This is a genomic window from Cupriavidus sp. HPC(L), assembly GCF_000307735.3.
GTDB lineage: Bacteria > Pseudomonadota > Gammaproteobacteria > Burkholderiales > Burkholderiaceae > Cupriavidus.
Window position 1 is genome coordinate 1 of record NZ_AMPR02000224.1, and the last position, 18372, is coordinate 18372.

At 65.9% G+C, this 18372-nt stretch carries 18 protein-coding genes; 11 read left to right on the top strand and 7 right to left on the bottom strand.

What is annotated here, in order from left to right; all coding sequences use genetic code 11:
* Nucleotides 1-2 precede the first annotated feature (2 nt).
* Both rnhB and B551_RS13925 read left to right on the top strand, forming a co-directional pair.
* Nucleotides 3-767 carry a ribonuclease HII gene (gene rnhB, locus B551_RS13920; protein ID WP_023264337.1) on the top strand — a complete coding sequence of 255 codons (765 nt, stop codon included), beginning with the start codon at nt 3-5 and terminating at the stop codon, nt 765-767.
* A 44-nt stretch (nt 768-811) separates the two neighbouring features.
* Nucleotides 812-1591, top strand: a complete 780-nt coding sequence (locus B551_RS13925) for an RNA methyltransferase (protein ID WP_006576532.1) — start codon at nt 812-814, stop codon at nt 1589-1591.
* A 105-nt stretch (nt 1592-1696) separates the two neighbouring features.
* Here B551_RS13925 and B551_RS13930 read toward each other — a convergent pair whose 3' ends face one another.
* A complete protein-coding gene (locus B551_RS13930; protein ID WP_006576531.1) occupies nt 1697-2548 on the bottom strand; it encodes a pyruvate, water dikinase regulatory protein in 852 nt (283 codons plus the stop codon).
* A gap of 259 nt (nt 2549-2807) precedes the next feature.
* Between B551_RS13930 and ppsA the strand changes: the two genes are divergently transcribed.
* The 3 genes from ppsA (at nt 2808) to B551_RS13945 (ending at nt 6869) form a co-directional block, all read left to right on the top strand.
* Nucleotides 2808-5192 carry a phosphoenolpyruvate synthase gene (gene ppsA, locus B551_RS13935; protein WP_006576530.1) on the top strand — a complete coding sequence of 795 codons (2385 nt, stop codon included), beginning with the start codon at nt 2808-2810 and terminating at the stop codon, nt 5190-5192.
* A 189-nt stretch (nt 5193-5381) separates the two neighbouring features.
* Nucleotides 5382-5807 carry an NfeD family protein gene (locus tag B551_RS13940; protein WP_023264338.1) on the top strand — a complete coding sequence of 142 codons (426 nt, stop codon included), beginning with the start codon at nt 5382-5384 and terminating at the stop codon, nt 5805-5807.
* 129 nt (nt 5808-5936) lie between these two features.
* Nucleotides 5937-6869: an SPFH domain-containing protein gene (locus B551_RS13945; protein WP_006579357.1), complete on the top strand. Its 933-nt coding sequence runs from the start codon at nt 5937-5939 to the stop codon at nt 6867-6869.
* Between the two features lie 120 nt (nt 6870-6989).
* On the opposite strand, the gene smpB is transcribed toward B551_RS13945, so the two are convergent.
* Complete coding sequence (smpB, locus tag B551_RS13950) at nt 6990-7442, bottom strand: SsrA-binding protein SmpB (RefSeq protein WP_006579356.1); 453 nt, start codon at nt 7440-7442, stop codon at nt 6990-6992.
* Between the two features lie 226 nt (nt 7443-7668).
* Between smpB and B551_RS13955 the strand changes: the two genes are divergently transcribed.
* Both B551_RS13955 and B551_RS13960 read left to right on the top strand, forming a co-directional pair.
* The gene (locus B551_RS13955; protein ID WP_006579355.1) at nt 7669-8106 is read left to right on the top strand and encodes a type II toxin-antitoxin system RatA family toxin; all 438 of its coding nucleotides are present in this window, start codon (nt 7669-7671) and stop codon (nt 8104-8106) included.
* Nucleotides 8093-8470 carry an RnfH family protein gene (locus B551_RS13960; RefSeq protein WP_043439640.1) on the top strand — a complete coding sequence of 126 codons (378 nt, stop codon included), beginning with the start codon at nt 8093-8095 and terminating at the stop codon, nt 8468-8470. The genes B551_RS13955 and B551_RS13960 overlap by 14 nt, the downstream gene beginning before the upstream one ends.
* 16 nt (nt 8471-8486) lie before the next feature.
* Here the strand turns inward: B551_RS13960 and B551_RS13965 are convergent, their stop codons facing one another.
* Complete coding sequence (locus tag B551_RS13965) at nt 8487-9545, bottom strand: DMT family transporter (protein ID WP_023264340.1); 1059 nt, start codon at nt 9543-9545, stop codon at nt 8487-8489.
* A gap of 136 nt (nt 9546-9681) precedes the next feature.
* Between B551_RS13965 and guaB the strand changes: the two genes are divergently transcribed.
* The 3 genes from guaB (at nt 9682) to guaA (ending at nt 13503) form a co-directional block, all read left to right on the top strand.
* Nucleotides 9682-11145 carry an IMP dehydrogenase gene (guaB, locus tag B551_RS13970; RefSeq protein WP_006575929.1) on the top strand — a complete coding sequence of 488 codons (1464 nt, stop codon included), beginning with the start codon at nt 9682-9684 and terminating at the stop codon, nt 11143-11145.
* A 149-nt stretch (nt 11146-11294) separates the two neighbouring features.
* Nucleotides 11295-11909, top strand: a complete 615-nt coding sequence (locus B551_RS13975) for a hypothetical protein (protein WP_023264341.1) — start codon at nt 11295-11297, stop codon at nt 11907-11909.
* Nucleotides 11884-13503 carry a glutamine-hydrolyzing GMP synthase gene (gene guaA / locus B551_RS13980; protein WP_023264342.1) on the top strand — a complete coding sequence of 540 codons (1620 nt, stop codon included), beginning with the start codon at nt 11884-11886 and terminating at the stop codon, nt 13501-13503. Before B551_RS13975 ends, guaA begins: the two co-directional genes overlap by 26 nt.
* Nucleotides 13504-13663: 160 nt before the next feature.
* On the opposite strand, the gene B551_RS13985 is transcribed toward guaA, so the two are convergent.
* Both B551_RS13985 and hchA read right to left on the bottom strand, forming a co-directional pair.
* Nucleotides 13664-14386 (bottom strand): PA1136 family autoinducer-binding transcriptional regulator, encoded by a 723-nt coding sequence (locus B551_RS13985; protein WP_006575932.1) that lies wholly within the window; start codon nt 14384-14386, stop codon nt 13664-13666.
* A complete protein-coding gene (hchA, locus tag B551_RS13990) occupies nt 14386-15228 on the bottom strand; it encodes a glyoxalase III HchA (RefSeq protein WP_006575933.1) in 843 nt (280 codons plus the stop codon). The genes B551_RS13985 and hchA overlap by 1 nt, the downstream gene beginning before the upstream one ends.
* Before the next feature lie 271 nt (nt 15229-15499).
* Here hchA and B551_RS13995 point away from each other — a divergent pair, with 271 nt between their 5' ends.
* On the top strand, nt 15500-16405 hold the full coding sequence (locus tag B551_RS13995) for an arginase family protein (protein WP_006575934.1): 906 nt from the start codon (nt 15500-15502) through the stop codon (nt 16403-16405).
* 42 nt (nt 16406-16447) lie between these two features.
* Here B551_RS13995 and B551_RS14000 read toward each other — a convergent pair whose 3' ends face one another.
* Both B551_RS14000 and B551_RS14005 read right to left on the bottom strand, forming a co-directional pair.
* Nucleotides 16448-17434 carry a tripartite tricarboxylate transporter substrate binding protein gene (locus B551_RS14000; RefSeq protein ID WP_006575935.1) on the bottom strand — a complete coding sequence of 329 codons (987 nt, stop codon included), beginning with the start codon at nt 17432-17434 and terminating at the stop codon, nt 16448-16450.
* A gap of 88 nt (nt 17435-17522) precedes the next feature.
* Nucleotides 17523-18350: an enoyl-CoA hydratase-related protein gene (locus B551_RS14005; protein WP_006575936.1), complete on the bottom strand. Its 828-nt coding sequence runs from the start codon at nt 18348-18350 to the stop codon at nt 17523-17525.
* Nucleotides 18351-18372 lie beyond the last annotated feature (22 nt).

Below are 18372 nucleotides of genomic sequence, written 5' to 3' on the forward strand. Positions count from 1 at the left end.
CGCTGTCGCCTGCCGCCGCGATGGCGCAGCGGCTGTGCGGCGTCGACGAGGCCGGACGCGGGCCGCTGGCCGGCCCGGTGTTCGCCGCGGCGGTGGTGCTCGATCCGGCCCGGCCGATCGAGGGCCTGGCAGACTCCAAGATCCTGACCGCGGCCCGGCGCGAGGCGCTGTTCGACGAAATCTGTTCGCGCGCGCTGGCCTGGCATATCGCCTTCGCCACGGTCGAGGAAATCGACACGCTGAACATCCTGCACGCGACCATGCTGGCGATGCAGCGCGCGGTGCACGGCGTCGCCGCCTGCGGCATCGCACCGGACCTGGTGCAGGTCGACGGCAACCGCTGTCCGCACGTGCCGTATCCGGTCGAGGCGGTGATCAAGGGCGATGCCACCGTGCAGGCGATTTCCGCCGCATCGATCCTTGCCAAGGTCGCGCGCGATCGCGAGCTGGTCGCGTTGCACGCCCAATTTCCCGAGTACGGTTTCGACAGCCACGTCGGCTACGGCACGCCGCAGCATCTGCTGGCGCTGGCGCGCTTCGGCGCCACGCCGCATCACCGCCGCTCGTTCGCGCCGGTGCGCGAGGCGCTGGTGCGTGGACCGCTCGGGCCCGACGCCTTGCTGCCGGCCGGCGCGCTGGATGGCGCCGCGGCGGGCTTGGGGCCTTCGCCGGACGAACTGGCCGAGACCATCGATGCCTTCGATGCGCTCGATGCGATCGAGGACGCCATCGGCGCGGCCATCAGCCCCGGGCCGGCACTGTCCTGAGCCGCTGCATCCTTGCGGCATAACGTAGAACAACGTGGATTAACGTGAAGCACGTCAGCTCGCGCGACAACGCGCTGTTCAAGCATCTGAAGGCCCTGACCGGCTCGACCCATCAACGGCGCAAGGCCGGGCAATCGGTGCTCGACGGGGTCCATCTGGCCGACGCCTATCTGGCCGCGCTGGGCCAGCCGGTCAGCTGCGTGGTATCGGAGCGCCATCTCGACCATCCGGAGGTCGCCGCGCTGCTGGCCCGCATCGACGATCAGCGCATCGTGGTGCTGGCCGACGCGCTGTTCGCGCAGATCACCGGCGTGGTCAACGGCATCGACCTGATGCTGGTGATCGATACCCCGGCGGGCCATCTGCCGGCCAGCATCGACACCGACTGCATCGTGCTGGACGGCGTGCAGGACGCCGGCAACGTCGGCTCGATCCTGCGCAGCGCCGCGGCGGCCGGCATCCAGCATGCGTTCCTCGGTACCGGCTGCGCGTTCGCGTGGTCGACCAAGACGCTGCGCGCCGCGATGGGCGCCAACTTCCACCTGAATATCGTCGAGCACTGCACGGTCGAGATGCTGGCGCCGCGGCTGGCGGTGCCGCTGCTGGCCACTTCCTCGCACGCGGATGCCGCGTTGTTCGACACGGACCTGCGTGGGCCGGTCGGCTGGGTGGTCGGCAATGAAGGGGCGGGGGTCAGCGCGGAATGGATGGCGCACGTGCAGCGCACGGTCGGCATTCCGCAGCCCGGCGGCCTCGAATCGCTGAACGTGGCCGCCGCTACCGCGGTGTGCCTGTTCGAGGCGGTACGGCAGCGGCGGGGGTAGGGCTCTCGCCCGCGACAGGTCTCGTAGACCGGCATCCCGCTCCCGTCTCCCGCTCGGCGGGAGAGGGGAGAAATCAGGGAGGGGGGCCAGCGAAGGAAACGCCCCTCAATAATTGTCCCGATCGACCTTGATCTCCTGCAGGATCGTCGTGGCGATTTCCTCGATCGACTTGTGCGTCGACGACAGCCATTTGATCCCTTCGCGCCGCATCATGATCTCCGCTTCATTGACCTCGTAGCGGCAATTTTCCAGCGACGCGTATTTGCTGCCGGGCCGGCGCTCATTGCGGATCTCGGACAGACGCTGCGGATCGATCGACAGGCCGAAGATCTTCGCCTTGAAATCGTACAGCGCCGACGGCAGCTTGCCGCGTTCGAAATCGTCCGGAATCAGCGGGTAATTGGCCGCCTTCAGCCCATATTGCATCGCCAGGTACAGGCTGGTCGGCGTCTTGCCGCTGCGCGACACGCCCACCAGGATCACGTCGGCCTCGGCCAGATTCTTGTGCGACTGGCCGTCGTCGTGGGCCAGCGAGAAATTGATCGCCTCGATGCGGTTCTTGTACGCCTCGGTATCCGCATTCTGGTGAAAGCGTCCGATCGCATGGGTCGATTTCAGCCCCAATTGCTTTTCGAGCGGCTCGATAAAGGTCTGGAACATGTCCAGGATCATGCCCTTGGCGCGGCGCAGCGCCTTGTTCGACTCGGCATTGACCAGCGTGGTGAAGACGATCGGCGGGACCCCTTCGGCATAGAAGGCCTCGTTGATCTTGCCGACCGCCATATGCGCCTTTTCCGGCGTATCGATAAAGGGCATTCGCACCTTGCGAAAGCGCATCTCGAACTGGGCCAGGATCGAATGACTGAAGGTTTCGGCGGTGATCCCGGTGCCGTCCGAGACGATAAATACGGTGCGGACGGCCGGCTTGTCGGCGCGCGGCGCGGCGGGGGAATCCATGTCTGAACAATTATTTTGGGGCCTGCCGCACGCGAAAGTGCGGTGCGGCACGGTAGAATAGCGGCGATCTTTTCGCTAAGCAATTGCACGGCGCGCCACGCGCGGGACGATTCGGCGCGGGATTGTCGACAAATGGGCTCGACAGCATTCCGCCATTCCCAGGCGCCCGGATTGTTTAGCAAAGCGATCCGCCCGGTAGCAGAACTCCAACGACATTCCGGCGTGAGCGACAGGTTTCCTACTTTGTTTTGAGGCTTTTATGACCAACCTGGCAAATGACGGCGCATACGTGCTGCCGTTCGAGCAGCTGCGCATGGCGGATGTGGAAGTGGTGGGGGGCAAGAATTCGTCGCTCGGCGAAATGATCTCCCAGCTGGCAGGCGCCGGCGTGCGCGTGCCCGGCGGCTTCGCCACCACCGCGCTGGCCTTCCGCGACTTCATCGCCCACAACAACCTGACCCAACGCATCTCCGACCGCCTGAAGGCGCTCGACGTCGACGACGTCAAGGCGCTGGCCGAGGCCGGCGCCGAGATCCGCAACTGGGTCGCCACCGCACCGTTCCAGCCGCGCCTGGAGCAGGAGATCCGCGAACACTACGCCCGTGTTGCCGAGCGCGAGGGCGCCGAGGCGTCCTTCGCGGTGCGCTCGTCGGCGACCGCCGAAGACCTGCCCGACGCCTCGTTCGCCGGCCAGCAGGAGTCCTACCTGAACGTCAGCGGCATCGACGATGTGCTCGACAAGATCAAGCACGTGTTCGCCTCGCTGTACAACGACCGCGCGATCTCGTACCGCGTGCACAAGGGCTTCGCCCACGACGTGGTGGCGCTGTCGGCCGGCGTGCAGCGCATGGTCCGTTCGGACCTGGCCGCGTCGGGCGTGATGTTCACGATCGACACCGAATCGGGCTTCCCCGACGTGGTCTTCATCACCTCCAGCTATGGCCTGGGCGAAACGGTGGTGCAGGGCGCGGTCAATCCGGACGAGTTCTACGTCTTCAAGCCGACGCTGCAGGCCGGCAAATATCCGATCATCCGCCGCTCGATCGGCTCGAAGCTGATCAAGATGGAATTCACCGCGCCGGGCGAAGCCGGCCGCGTCAAGACCGTCGACGTGCCCAGCGAACTGCGCAACCGCTACTCGATCACCGACGAGGACGTCAGCGAGCTGGCGCGCTACGCGATGATCATCGAGAAGCATTACGGCCGCCCGATGGACATCGAGTGGGGCAAGGACGGCAAGGACGGCAAGATCTACATCCTGCAGGCGCGTCCCGAGACCGTGAAGAGCCAGTCGGCCGGCAAGGCAGAGCAGCGCTTCAAGCTCAAGGGCACGTCCGCGGTGCTGGCCACCGGCCGCGCGATCGGCCAGAAGATCGGCACCGGTCCGGTCCGCGTGATCAACGACCCCAGCGAGATGGAGCGCGTGCAGCCCGGCGACGTGCTGGTCGCCGACATGACCGACCCGAACTGGGAACCGGTGATGAAGCGCGCCTCGGCCATCGTGACCAACCGCGGCGGCCGCACCTGCCACGCGGCGATCATTGCGCGCGAACTGGGCGTGCCGGCCGTGGTCGGCTGCGGCGACGCCACCGATGTGCTGAAGGACGGCACGCTGGTCACCGTCTCGTGCGCCGAGGGCGACGAGGGCCGCATCTACGATGGCCTGCTGGAGACCGAGGTCACCGAGGTGCAGCGCGGCGAGATGCCGGAGCTCGACGTCAAGATCATGATGAACGTCGGCAATCCGCAGCTGGCCTTCGACTTCGCGCAGATCCCGAACAGCGGCGTGGGTCTGGCCCGTCTCGAATTCATCATCAACAACAACATCGGCGTCCACCCGAAGGCCATCCTCGACTATCCGCAGGTCGACTCCGACCTGAAGAAGGCGGTCGAGAGCGTGGCCCGCGGCCATGCCAGCCCGCGCGCGTTCTACATCGACAAGCTGGCCGAGGGCATCGCCACGATCGGCGCCGCCTTCTATCCGAAGCCGGTGATCGTGCGCCTGTCGGACTTCAAGTCCAACGAGTACAAGAAGCTGATCGGCGGCTCGCGCTACGAGCCGGACGAGGAAAACCCGATGCTGGGTTTCCGCGGCGCCTCGCGCTATATCGCCGAGGACTTCGCCGAGGCGTTCGAGATGGAATGCAAGGCCATGAAGCGCGTGCGCGACGAAATGGGCCTGACCAACGTCGAGATCATGGTGCCGTTCGTGCGCACGCTGGGCCAGGCCGAGAAGGTCATCGACCTGCTTGCCAAGCACGGCCTGAAGCGCGGCGAGAACGGCCTGCGCGTGATCATGATGTGCGAGGTGCCGTCCAACGCGATCCTGGCCGAGGAATTCCTGCAGTACTTCGACGGCTTCTCGATCGGCTCGAACGACCTGACGCAGCTGACGCTGGGCCTGGACCGCGATTCGGGCATGGAGCTGCTGGCCAAGGACTTCGACGAGCGCGACCCCGCGGTGCGCTTCATGCTGTCGCGCGCGATCTCGACCGCGCTGCGGCTGAACAAGTATGTCGGCATCTGCGGCCAGGGCCCGTCGGACCATCCGGACTTCGCCGCGTGGCTGGCCAAGGAAGGCATCAAGTCGATCTCGCTGAATCCCGATTCGGTGATCGACACGTGGCGGCAGCTGGCGTCGTAATTTGAAACGACGACAGGCTCGGTGCCGTCCGCTGCGCCCTACCTCGGTAGGGCGTGGCCATGCCCCCGCAGGTGCTCCGGCGCCGCGGGGGTTTTTCGCTTTGGCAGGGCGCGGCCGCGGTCGACACAAGGGGCCGCGCCTGTGGATCAGAACTAAAACAGCAACAACGAGATCGAGGGGTGAATCGCCATGGCGGACTACCACATCTGGTTCGGCCTTGCGGTACTGCTGGTCATCGCCGAACTGGCCAGCCTGACGCTGTATCTGCTGATGGTCGCGCTGGCGGCCGTCGCCGCGGGCATCGCGGCGCTGTCGGGGTTGGGTATCGCGGCGCAATTCGGCGTCGCGGCGGTGATCGCGCTGGTGGGCTTCGCGGCGCTGCGGCGCTCGCGCTATGGCCGCGCGCGGCGGGGTGCGGCTGCCACCGATCCGAACGTCAACCTCGATATCGGCCAGGAGCTCGATGTGCTGGCCTGGGGCGCCGATCGCCGCGCGCGTGTGCCGTACCGCGGCGCGCAGTGGCAGGTCGAACTGGGCGCGCCCGGCGAGGCCTTGCCGGGCCGCTATCGCATCGTCGAGGTCCGCGGTAACACGCTGGTCGTGGTGCCGCGCTAGCCTGTCGCCGGCGCGGAGCCGCGCCGCCTCGTGCAGGCCGTGGCACGGCCTGCCGTGGGCGCAAAGCCGCGCGCGGCTTCCTTCCTTTGTCCTTCTGTCCTTTTCCCTGCAACAACCGATGGAGTCCCCATGCTAGATGTCGCCGGCAGCGTGCTGCCTCTCCTGGTCCTGATCGCCGTGATCGTGCTGCTCGCGCAGAGCTTCAAGATCGTGCCGCAGCAGCACGCCTGGGTGCTGGAGCGCCTGGGCAAATACCGCGCGACGCTGACGCCCGGGCTCAACGTGGTGCTGCCGTTCATCGACCGCGTGGCCTACAAGCACATCCTGAAGGAAATCCCGCTCGACGTGCCCAGCCAGGTCTGCATCACCAAGGACAACACGCAGCTGCAGGTCGACGGCGTGCTGTACTTCCAGGTCACCGACCCGATGAAGGCCTCGTACGGCTCGAGCAACTTCGTCGTCGCGATCACGCAGCTGGCGCAGACCACGCTGCGCTCGGTGATCGGCAAGCTGGAGCTCGACAAGACCTTCGAGGAGCGCGAGTTCATCAATCACAGCATCGTCAATGCGCTGGACGAGGCCGCGTCGAACTGGGGCGTCAAGGTGCTGCGCTACGAGATCAAGGACCTGACCCCGCCGAAGGAAATCCTGCACGCGATGCAGGCGCAGATCACGGCCGAGCGCGAGAAGCGGGCGCTGATCGCGGCCTCCGAAGGCCGCCGGCAGGAACAGATCAACCTCGCCTCGGGCGCGCGCGAGGCGGCGATCCAGCAATCCGAGGGTGAACGCCAGGCCGCGATCAACAAGGCGCAGGGCGAGGCCGCGGCGATCCTGGCGGTGGCCGAGGCCAATGCGCAGGCGATCGAGAAGATCGGGCGCGCGATTCGCGCCGAGGGCGGTGTCGAAGCGGTCAATCTGAAGGTCGCCGAGGAATATGTCGGCGCCTTCGGCAATCTGGCCAAGACCGGCAATACGCTGATCGTGCCGGGCAATCTGGGCGAAATGAGCTCGATGGTCGCGTCGGCGCTGCAGATCGTCAAAAGCCAGAAAAGCGCGGGCTGAGCGATCGCGCTTGGTGTCCCGTCGTCCCCGCGGAGGCGGGGACCCAGCGGCTTTGAACCACCCCTGAAAGACGCTGGATTCCCGCATTCGCGGGAATGACAGCCTGGCGCAGCGGGGGCGTTATTCCTTGCCGCCGCTCTTGATGATCCGCGCCTTCTCGCGCTGCCAGTCGCGATCCTTCTCGGTCTCGCGCTTGTCGAACAGCTTCTTGCCCTTGGCCAGGCCGATCTCGCATTTGACGCGGCCGCGCGTGTAATGCAGGTTCAGCGGCACCAGCGTATAGCCGCGCTGCTCGACCTTGCCGATCAGCTTGCGGATCTCGTCGGCCTTGAGCAGCAGCTTGCGCGTGCGCACGGGGTCCGGCTTGACGTGCGTGGAGGCGCTCTGCAGCGGGCTGATATGCGCGCCGATCAGGAACAGCTCGGCGTCGCGCACCACCACATAGCCTTCCTTGATCTGCACGCGCCCGGCGCGAATCGCCTTGACCTCCCAGCCTTCGAGCACGATGCCGGCTTCGTATCGCTCCTCGATGAAATAGTCGAAGAAGGCCTTCTTGTTGTCTGCGATGGTCATGCGTGGTGGTGGATGGTAGGGTGCGGCGGCGCCGTCGTGCGGCCCCGCCGGTTCGGCGGACGCCGGTGGCGGCCGCTGGTACGATGACTGGCGCCGGGCTAGATGCCGGCGTCCCGGCCGGAGCGTGCGCCAGGGCAGGCGCGCGTCGGCTAAAATCCGGATTCTAGCAAACAGACCGGCCCCGGTTGTCGCCCGTGGACAGCCATCGGCCCAGAATCGTCAACTCATGGCAGACGTCCATAAAACCGTGCTGCTCGGTTATTCGGCCGAGCGAATGTACGACCTGGTCACGCGCGTCGAGGACTACCCCAAGTTCCTGCCCTGGTGCGGCGGCGTGGAAGTGTTCGAGCAGACCGAGACGTTGCTCGACGCCAAGCTGCATATCCATTTCAACGGCATCAAGCAGTATTTCCATACTCGCAATACGCAGCATCGGCCGACCCGCATCGACATGAATTTCGCCGATGGTCCGTTCAAGACCTTCAACGGCTACTGGAATTTCATTCCGCTGCGCGAGGACGCCTGCAAGATCGAATTCCATCTGCATTACGAGTTCTCCAGCATCATCCTCGAGAAGATCATCGGGCCGGTGTTCAGCATGATCGCGAATACCTTCGTCGACGCCTTCGTCAAGCGCGCCGAGGTCGTCTATGGCAACAGCTGAAACAGCTGGGCAGGAGGTGGCCACCGTGCGCGTGGCCGTCTGCCACGCGAAGCCGGACACGGTCTTCCTGAAGGAAATCGAACTGCCCGCCGGCGCCACCATCGCCGCGGCGATCGAGGCCAGCGGCGTGCTGTCGGCCCATCCGGAGCTCGATCCGGCGACGCTGCGCGTCGGCATCTTCGGCAAGCTGAAGACGCTGGAGACGGTGGTGCGCGAGGGTGACCGCATCGAGCTCTACCGGCCCCTGGTGGCCGATCCCAAGACCGCGCGGCGCCGCCGCGTGCAGAAGGCGCGCGAGGCCGGGACGCGGGAAGGGCAGAAGTGGATGCGCGGCGGCGGCGACAGCGAGGCCGGGGACCGCTGAGCCGTCGATCGGCGCGTCAGGCCGGCCGCTTGCCCGCCTGGCCAGGCTCGGTGGCCGCGGTGGCTGCGGTCGCTTCGATGGCTTCCGCGTTCGCCGGCTCGTCCGCCGCAGGCGCCGCGCGCTTGTCCCCGGCATGCAGCCTCACCGACCAAGCCACGCCGATCATCAGCAGCACGATGGCCGCCAGTTCGAGGCCGCGCGGCCAGCGCTGCTCGTAGAGGAAGCCGTAGGCCAGCGCGAACAGCGTCTCGAACACGATCATCTGGCCCGACAGCGTCAGCGGCAGCCGCCGGCTGGCGATATTCCACAGGTTGTTGCCGATCAGCGAGGCGCCCAGCGCCACCGCCGCATTGACCCACCAGAACCATTGCCAGTCGCGCCCGCTGCCCGGGGCGGTCAGCACGTCGCGGAACAGCAGCCAGCCGATCAGCGCCAGCAGCGCGGAGACGATGCCGGTCGATAGCCCGTACAGCGCCGACCATTCGTTGCCGCTGTATTGCGGATTGCGCTGCAGGTAGCGGGCATTGTCGACCGCGTACAGCGTCCAGCAGACCAGCGCGCCGGCCGCGCAGACCACGCCGGCCAGCTTCTGCCAGACCGGCCGCGCTGCTTCGGCGGCGGCCGCCCCGTGGGCGCCGTGGCCGCCGCCGGCGAACAGGTCCAGGTTGATGCAGGCGATGCCGACCGCGACCACCAGCAGCGGCAGCAGCAGCCGCGACAGCGGCACCGCGCCGTGGTCGCGCCGGCCCATCACCGTGACGGAAATCGGCAGGATGCCAATGATCAGCGAGGTCGGTCCGACCCCGGCCAGCTGCACGCCGAAGGCCAGCAGCACGTAGTACAGCAGGTTGCCGGTGAAGGCCTGGCGCAGCAGGGCGATGCAGTCGGCGCGGGTCAGCTTGCGGGCGATGCGGCGCATCAGCGGCGCCGCGGCGGTCGCGGCCACCAGCCCGTAGGCCAGGTAGCGGCCGATCGCCAGCTCCCACGGCGAAAACACCGGCAGCAGCTTGGGCGCGATGAACACCATGCCCCAGAACGCGCCGGCCAGCAGGCCGCACAGTACGCCGATCCCCATCCGTTTTGCCGCGCTGGACGCGCCTCCGCTCAGAAAAGCCTCAAAGCATAGCATTGGCCCGGCAGATTCCGAGCACGCGCCCATCATGAAAGGGGCGGTTCCTGTATAATTCGATTTTGCGCCTAGAGGAATCGCTATGCGTCTTGTCCAGAAAGCACTCACGTTCGATGATGTGCTGCTCGTCCCGGCCTATTCGGCCGTCCTCCCCCGGGATGTCTCCCTCCGCACCCGCCTGACCCGCTCGATCGAATTGAACATTCCGCTGGTTTCCGCCGCCATGGATACCGTGACGGAGGCGCGTCTGGCCATCGCCATGGCACAGGCGGGCGGCATCGGCATCGTTCACAAGAACCTGAAGCCGGCCGACCAGGCGCGGGAAGTGGCGCGCGTCAAGCGCTACGAATCGGGCGTGCTGCGTGATCCGATCACCATTTCGCCGGACATGAAGATCCGCGACGTGATTGCGCTATCGCAGCAACACGGCATTTCGGGCTTCCCGGTGCTGGAAGGCAAGACCGTCGTCGGCATCATCACGAACCGCGACCTGCGCTTCGAGGAAGAACTCGACGCCCCGGTGCGCGCCAAGATGACGCCGCGCGAGAAGCTGGTCACGGTGGCCGAGGGCGCCAGCCTGGACGAGGCCAAGCGCCTGATGAACCGCCACCGCCTGGAGCGCGTGCTGGTCGTCAACGAAGCCTTCGAACTGCGCGGCCTGATCACCGTCAAGGACATCCAGAAGGCGGTCGAACACCCGCTGGCGAGCAAGGACGACCACGGCCAGCTGCGCGTCGGCGCGGCGGTCGGCGTCGGCCCGGACAACGACGAGCGTGTCGAGCTGCTGGTCAAGGCCGGCGTCGACGTGATCGTGGTCGACACCGCCCACGGTCATAGCCAGGGCGTGCTGAACCGCGTGCGCTGGGTCAAGGACAACTTCCCGCACGTGCAGGTGATCGGCGGCAACATCGCCACCGGCGAAGCCGCCCGCGCGCTGGTCGAGCATGGCGCCGATGGCGTCAAGGTCGGCATCGGCCCGGGTTCGATCTGCACCACGCGTATCGTCGCCGGCGTCGGCGTGCCGCAGATCACCGCGGTGTCGAACGTGGCGGAGGCGCTGGCCGGTACCGGCGTGCCCCTGATCGCCGATGGCGGCGTGCGCTATTCCGGCGATATCGCCAAGGCGCTGGCCGCCGGGGCGCATACCGTGATGATGGGCGGCATGTTCTCGGGCACCGAGGAAGCGCCGGGCGAAGTGTTCCTGTATCAGGGCCGCTCGTTCAAGAGCTACCGCGGCATGGGTTCGGTCGGCGCGATGAAGGACGGCGCGGCGGACCGCTACTTCCAGGAAGACAACACCGCCAACGTCGACAAGCTGGTCCCCGAAGGCATCGAAGGCCGCGTGCCCTACAAGGGCTCGGTGATGGCCATCATCCACCAGCTGACCGGCGGCGTGCGCGCGTCGATGGGTTATTGCGGCAGCAGCTCGATCGCCGAATGGCACGAGACCGCGCAGTTCGTGCAGATCACCGCCGCCGGCATGCGCGAGTCGCATGTCCACGACGTGCAGATCACCAAGGAAGCACCGAACTACCATATCGACTAACGTCAGCGACGGACCGGCGAGCGCCGCGCCATGCGCGATGCCGGTGATGCGCGGCTGCACGGCTTCAGGGCGGTGCGGCCGCGCTTCATATCGGGGCCGCGTATCGGCTCCGGCCGTCGGTGCACCCCTGAGTCCGCCAAGGAGATTCGATGAAGGTCCTGCTCCGCGCCGTGTTGTTCTTCGACGCCCTGTTCGATCTCGCGCTCGGCGCCGTGCTGCTGCTCGCGCCGTTCGCCACCTTCTATGCCGCGCTGCAATTGCCGCAGCCGCAGCCGGCGCTGTACGGCCAACTGCTCGGCTTCACGCTGCTCGGCGTGGCGTGGCTGCTCGCTCAGGCCGCTTTCCGCGGTCAGCTGACCGTGCCGGTGGCCCGCATGGCGGGGCCCGTCAATCTGGCGTGCGCGTTGCTGATCGCCGCGTGGCTGATCTTCTTCGATCTGCAGGTGCAGGGCGCCGGCAGAATCTGGCTCGGGCTGCTGGCGGCGATGCTGGCCTTCTTCGCACTGGTGCAGATTCCGCTGGCCAAGCGCATCCGCAATCGCGAGCGCGAGGAACTGCTGCGCCGCGAGTCCGAGCTGGCCGCGGCCAACCGTCCGGTTCCCGCTGCGCCGACCGTTCACCCATCCCCATCCCCCGAAGTCCGGCGCGAGCCGGTCATCACGCCGCCGCCCGGCTACGGTCCCGGCACCGAAGTGGTGACCGATGTCGAACCGGTCGACACGTCAATCGCTCCCCATCATGCACGACAAAATCCTCATCCTTGATTTCGGCTCGCAGGTTACGCAGCTGATCGCGCGACGCGTCCGCGAGGCGCACGTCTATTGCGAGATCCATCCGAACGACGTGTCGGACGAATTCGTGCGCGAGTTTGCGCCGAAGGGCATCATCCTGTCGGGCAGCCACGCCAGCACCTATGAAGACCATCAGCTGCGCGCGCCGCAAGCGGTGTGGGACCTGGGCGTGCCGGTGCTCGGCATCTGCTACGGCATGCAGACGATGGCCGTGCAGCTGGGCGGCAAGGTCGAGTGGAGCGACTCCCGCGAATTCGGCTACGCCGAGGTGCGCGCGCACGGCCATACCGAGCTGCTGAAGGACGTGCAGGATTTCGTCACGCCGGAAGGCCACGGCATGCTGAAGGTCTGGATGAGCCACGGCGACAAGGTCACCGAACTGCCGCCGGGCTTCAAGCTGATGGCTTCGACGCCAAGCTGCCCGATCGCCGGCATGGCCGACGAGGCGCGCGGCTACTACGCGGTGCAGTTCCACCCCGAGGTCACGCACACGGTCAAGGGCCGCGAGATGCTGGAGCGCTTCGTGCTGAAGATCGCCGGCGCGCGCCCGGACTGGGTGATGCGCAATCATATCGACGAGGCCGTCGCGAAGATCCGTGAGCAGGTCGGCGACGAAGAGGTGATTCTCGGCCTGTCGGGCGGCGTCGATTCGTCGGTCGCCGCGGCGCTGATCCATCGCGCGATCGGCGATCAGCTGACCTGCGTGTTCGTCGACCACGGCCTGCTGCGCCAGGACGAGGGCAAGCTGGTGATGGAAATGTTTGCCGGCCGCCTGCATGCCAAGGTCGTGCATATCGATGCGTCGGAACAGTTCCTCGGCCACCTGGCCGGCGTCACCGATCCCGAACAGAAGCGCAAGATCATCGGCCGCGAATTCGTCGAGGTGTTCCAGGCCGAGGCCAAGAAGCTGACCCGCGCCAAGTGGCTGGCCCAGGGCACGATCTATCCGGACGTGGTCGAGTCGGGCGGCACCAAGACCAAGAAGCAGACCACGATCAAGAGCCACCACAACGTCGGCGGCCTGCCCGAGACGCTGGGCCTGAAGCTGCTCGAGCCGCTGCGCGACCTGTTCAAGGACGAAGTGCGCGAGCTCGGCGTCGAACTCGGCCTGCCGCCCGAAATGGTCTACCGCCACCCGTTCCCGGGCCCGGGCCTGGGCGTGCGGATCCTCGGCGAGGTCAAGCGCGAATACGCCGACCTGCTGCGCCGCGCCGACGCGATCTTCATCGAAGAACTGCGCGGCACCATCGCCACGGCGCAGGACGCCGCCGCGGGCCTGTGCACCGAAGACCAGGTCGGCAAGAGCTGGTACGACCTGACCAGCCAGGCCTTCGCGGTCTTCCTGCCGGTCAAGTCGGTCGGCGTGATGGGCGACGGCCGCACCTACGACTACGTCGTCGCGCTGCGCGCGGTGCAGACCACCGACTTCATGACCGCGCACTGGGCGCACCTGCCGTATGCGTTGCTGGGTCGCTGCTCGAATCGGATCATCAATGAAGTGCGGGGTTTGAACCGCGTCGTCTATGACGTTTCGGGCAAGCCGCCGGCGACGATTGAGTGGGAGTGATTTGGTATCTGGCACCGGCAGGTGCCAGGTAGCACCAGGACCAGCTAGGCCCGCGTCACTGCGGGCTTTTTTCTTGCCGAGAAACGAGGCCAACGCGAACCCGGCCGTTGCGCCGGTGCAGAGAGCGGTCTTGCCCAGCGCGATTGCCCGAACAAGATGCTTACGCGACGATCTCGCCGTTTCGGATCGCCACTCGGATCGCCTGCGCTGTCGTTGCGACGCCGAGGCGTTTGCGTATGCGGCGCAGATGGTTCTCCACCGTGCGTTCGGAAAGACCGAGGGTCGCGGCGATGTCGACCTGCCGTCGGCCGGCAGCCGTCCACGCGAGCACTTCGCGTTCACGGTCGGACAGCGATCTGTTGCCATGATCTTGGGGCAGCTCCAGCAGTCTACGCGCTGCCAGAAACGCCGATTCGGCAATGAGCCTGAAGGCGAGACGCGCCAGCGGTGAAGCATCGATCCGCTCCCCGCCAAGGCTCATCGCGCCTTCCAGGCCCAACGGGCCGAATATTGGAACCTGTAGTCCGTGAATGCCACGGCCCATGGGCGTACGGACAACCCGATAGCGTTCGCCTTCTCTTCCTGTCGTCTTGGTCCAGAAGAATGGCTCGTTGGTATCAAGAATGTGACGCGTCACCGGACAGCGCCGCACATAGGTCTCGGCATTGATCGGCTCACCGGTGCCGAACCAGTCGCCTTCCACCCAATAGATGCGGTCGACAATCTCATCCCGCGCGGCGGACGCCGAGAACAGCATGAAACGGTCGTAACCGAGCGGACCGCCAAGCGCGCGAACCTCGTTCTTGATCGCCGCAAGGGATCTGGCGCCCTCGATGGTCAGGGCGCTCCGGAAGGCCGCTTCCATCACGACCGTATTGGCCATCAGGCCGTGACTTCGTTGAGCAACGTCTGCGCTGCGAGCTTGCCCAGGTTGTTGCCCGCCAGCGGGCTGTCACCGGTCAGCAGCTTGCGATCCCTGTGCACTGCACCCGAGATGTTGTCATTGATGATTTCGAAGCCGAGGGCTTTCAGCTTCTCGCCGAACTTCCAGGTCAGGTGGCCAGGCATGTACCCGATATCCGGTGTCTGCGCGTCCATGGCATCAGGGAACGCGCAGATCTTGTAGCCCCTATAGATGTCGCTGTCACCGACCGCGAGAAAGCCTGCTGGGCCGTGGCAGAGCGAGATCACGAACTTGTCGTTCGCTGCCGCCCACTTCAACGCGTCGCCAACGTCCTTGCTCTCCGGAATGCCGATCAGCGCACCATGCCCGCCAGGAATGAAGATCGCCGCATAGGTATCAAGCCCGCCGGCGACCACATCGGCTAGCTTGAGGGGCTTCTGGAATTGGGGGCGGTACTTGTCGAAAAAGCCGTTCACCGCCTCGTCCTCGGACGGCATCGCCCAGAACTCGAACTTGACCGGATTGCCCGAAACGGTCGCCACATCGAAGGCGAAGCCTGCCTTGTCAAGGTGATACATCGGCAGCAGCGTTTCTACCGGATGGTTGCCGGTCGAGAAGAAGGTGCCGTTGTCGGTCAGCAGGTAGCGCTCGTCGGCACCGATCATCAGGATCTTCTGGCCGCCCGTGTAGGGCGTGGGGTAATCGGCCCCGCTCAGATCGGACTTCGGCGAAGTGAATTGGCTCAGAGAAAAGCTCGAGGGAAAGAATGCATTCCTCTCCGCTGGATCGGGTTGCGGCTTCCTGGCGGTTTGATCGGACATGTCGAATCTCCTTGTTCGTTTGTTGACAAGCTCAAAAATAGCTTCTCCAGAAAGCCCGATGCAATGAGGGATTTCCGTCAACGCCATACGCAATCCAGGTACTGTAGACACCGGCGCGGTGGCCGACCGTCGATGTGTCCCTGTTGAACCAGCTTGTCCAGGACCGGGGTCAACTGCCCGGTATCGGCTGCGTGCGGGCCGGACGTTAAGGCAGCCGTCCAGGACCGCGCGACCTCGCTGCTCATCGCGATCAACCCGGACGGAGGTCCCCATGCCGACCTTTCCCTATGCAATTCTCGAAGCCCCTTCCACGTTGGGCCTGGCGACGGACGGCGTGGAGCGCTTGCCCGATCGGCTGCTGGATCACGGTCTTGCGCAGCGCATCCATGCGCGCCGCGCCGGCCGGCTGGCGGTGCCTCCGAAGGATCCGGCGCGCGATCCCGAGACAGGCATCCTGAATGCCGCCGCTATTGCCGCATGGTCACCCAGGCTCGCCGATGCGGTGGAAGCGGTCCTTGATGCGGGCCAATTTCCGGTAGTCCTCGGCGGCGATTGCACGATCGTGCTGGGGTCGATGCTCGCGTTGCGACGGCGCGGCCGCTATGGCCTGCTTTTCATCGACGGCAACGCCGATTTCTTCCAGCCGGAGGCGGAACCCAATGGGGAAGGCGCTTCGATGGACCTGGCCCTGGTGACCGGCCACGGTCCGTCGCTGCTGACCGACCTCGAAGGCCGCGGTCCTCTGGTCCGTCCCGAGGATGCTGTCGCGTTCGCCTATCGGGATCACGAAGATCAGCAAGAGTACGGAAGCCGGCCGCTTCCCAAGACGCTCAGGGCGATTGACCTTCCCGCCGTGCGGGCGATGGGCATCGAGGCCGCCGCGCGCGCAGCGGTCGACCACCTGACGCGAGAGGACCTGGACGGATTCTTCATCCATGTCGACGCCGATTGCCTCGACGACGCGATCATGCCGGCTGTCGATTTTCGCGTGCCGGGGGGATTGTCGCGGGAAGAGCTGGGGACCGCGCTGCGGGTAGCGCTGGCGAGCGGCAAGGCAGTCGGCATCGAGATCACCATCTACAACCCGCGCCTTGACGAGGACGGCAGCGCCGGTCGTGGGCTGGCCGACGTACTGTCCAACGAACTGGCCGCGGCGCGCGGAACAGCAGCGCCCTGATACGGGCGCAACTGCTTTTCAGCGTGACTGTTGCTCCGGCTGTCACTCCGGCTCAATCCCGGCCCCCTTGACGACACGGCCCCATTTCTGGATTTCGGCGTTCTGGAATGCCCGTAGCTCCGAGGGCGTCGTAGTCCAGGCCTGTGTCGCGGAATTGCGGTAGAAGGCGCGGGCTCCCGGGCTGTCGACCGCGGCAATCAGTAGCTGTCGCAGCCTGGCAGCCGCCGGAGCAGGCGTTCCTGCCGGCACGTAGGCGGCGAACCAATACCCCATGTCGTAGCCTCTGATGCCGGCCTCATCCAGGGTCGGGACGTCCGGAAGCTCGGGCAGCCTTTCCCTGGTGGACGCGCCTAGCGCGCGGAGCTTGCCCGATTTGATCTGCGACAGGCCGGTGACCGTGTCGATGACCATCATGTCGATGTGGCCGCCAAGCAGATCGTTAAGGGCGTTCGGATTGCTGTTGTATCCGACCCAGACGATGTCCGTACCGGTCAGTTGCTTGAGCATTTCGCCGGCGATTCGGCTGGACGAATTCCCGCTGCCGAAGCTCAGTTTTCCTTTCGCCTTCCTGGCGGCCTGCACCAGATCATCGACGGTGCGGAAAGGAGAGTCGGCGCGCACGACGAGCACCTGACCGCCACGCCCCAATGCTGTCAACGGCAGGAAATCCGTGATGGGGTCGTAGTGCAGTTTCTTGAACAGGTGCGGATTGGCGGCTTGCGTCGTGTTCGTGGTAATCAGCACGGTGTAGCCGTCCGCAGCGGCCCGGGCCACATGCTGCGCGGCGATCATGCCGCTGGCACCTGGGCGGTTTTCGACGACGACGGCCTTCCCGGTCTGCTGTGCCATCGACGCCGACAGCGCGCGCGCGAGCAGATCGGTCGCGCTGCCCGCGCCGAACGGCACGACAAAGGTGATTGGCTTTTCCGGAAAACCTGCCGCCGGTGCCGATATGGCCCAGATCAGGCCAATGACGGCCGATGCCATCGCCGCTGCCAGACGGGCGATGCGCGTTGTAGTTCCGATCATGGTGTTTGTCTCCTGTCATATGGGGACGTGGCGTCAAGCGGCTTCACCGGCCATGCCACCGTCCCGGGCGAGCGCTGTGGCCGCGCCTTCAGCCGGGTTGGGCCTGGAAGTCGCGTCGCGCGCGGCGCTCCAGAAAATGGCGCACGGCAGCCTTGTGTTCGTCCCCGCAAAGCAGGATCGCCTGCATGGCGGCCGCCGTCTCCAGCGCCACGGGCAACGTCGTCTCTGCCGCATCCAATACCAGGCGCTTGGCCATGCGCAGGGCTTGGGGTGGGTTGGATGCGATGCGGCGCGCCAAGGCGGTACTTGTTTCGTCCAATGCCTCCGGCGAAACGACACGGGACACCATGCCGAGCTGCAACGCGGTGGCGGCATCGATAAATTCGCTGGTCAGCGTCAGTTCCAGTGCCTTTGCCGTTCCGACGAGCCGGGTCAGGAACCATGCGCCGCCGATACCGGACACCAACCCCAGGCGTAGAAAGCTCTCGGCGAAGGTGGCCTGCTCGCTCGCGATGCGCAGATCGCACATCAGTGCCAGGTCGCAGCCGGCGCCGATCGCTGCCCCATTGACTGCGGCAATTGACGGCACCTGCAGTGCCAGCAAGGCATGGGTGATTCGGTGCAACGTTGTCTTCAGCCGAACCCGTACCTGTGCCGCGGAACCCTGCATCAGATCCGATCCGCTCTCCATGTCCTTGACGTTACCGCCGGTGCAGAAGTACTTCCCGGTGGAGCGCAGCAATACGCAATGGACGTCTGGCAGGCAATTGGCCCTTTCCAGTGCTTCGGCAAGGGCTTCGGCCATGGACACCGACATGGCATTGCCCGTGCCCGGGTCATTGAGGCTCAACGTGAGGACGCCTTCGACGATGTCTCGTCGGACCAGCGTGTCGGGCTGGTCAGTGGCGGGGCGCATTGCGCCGGCTTCATCAGGTTTC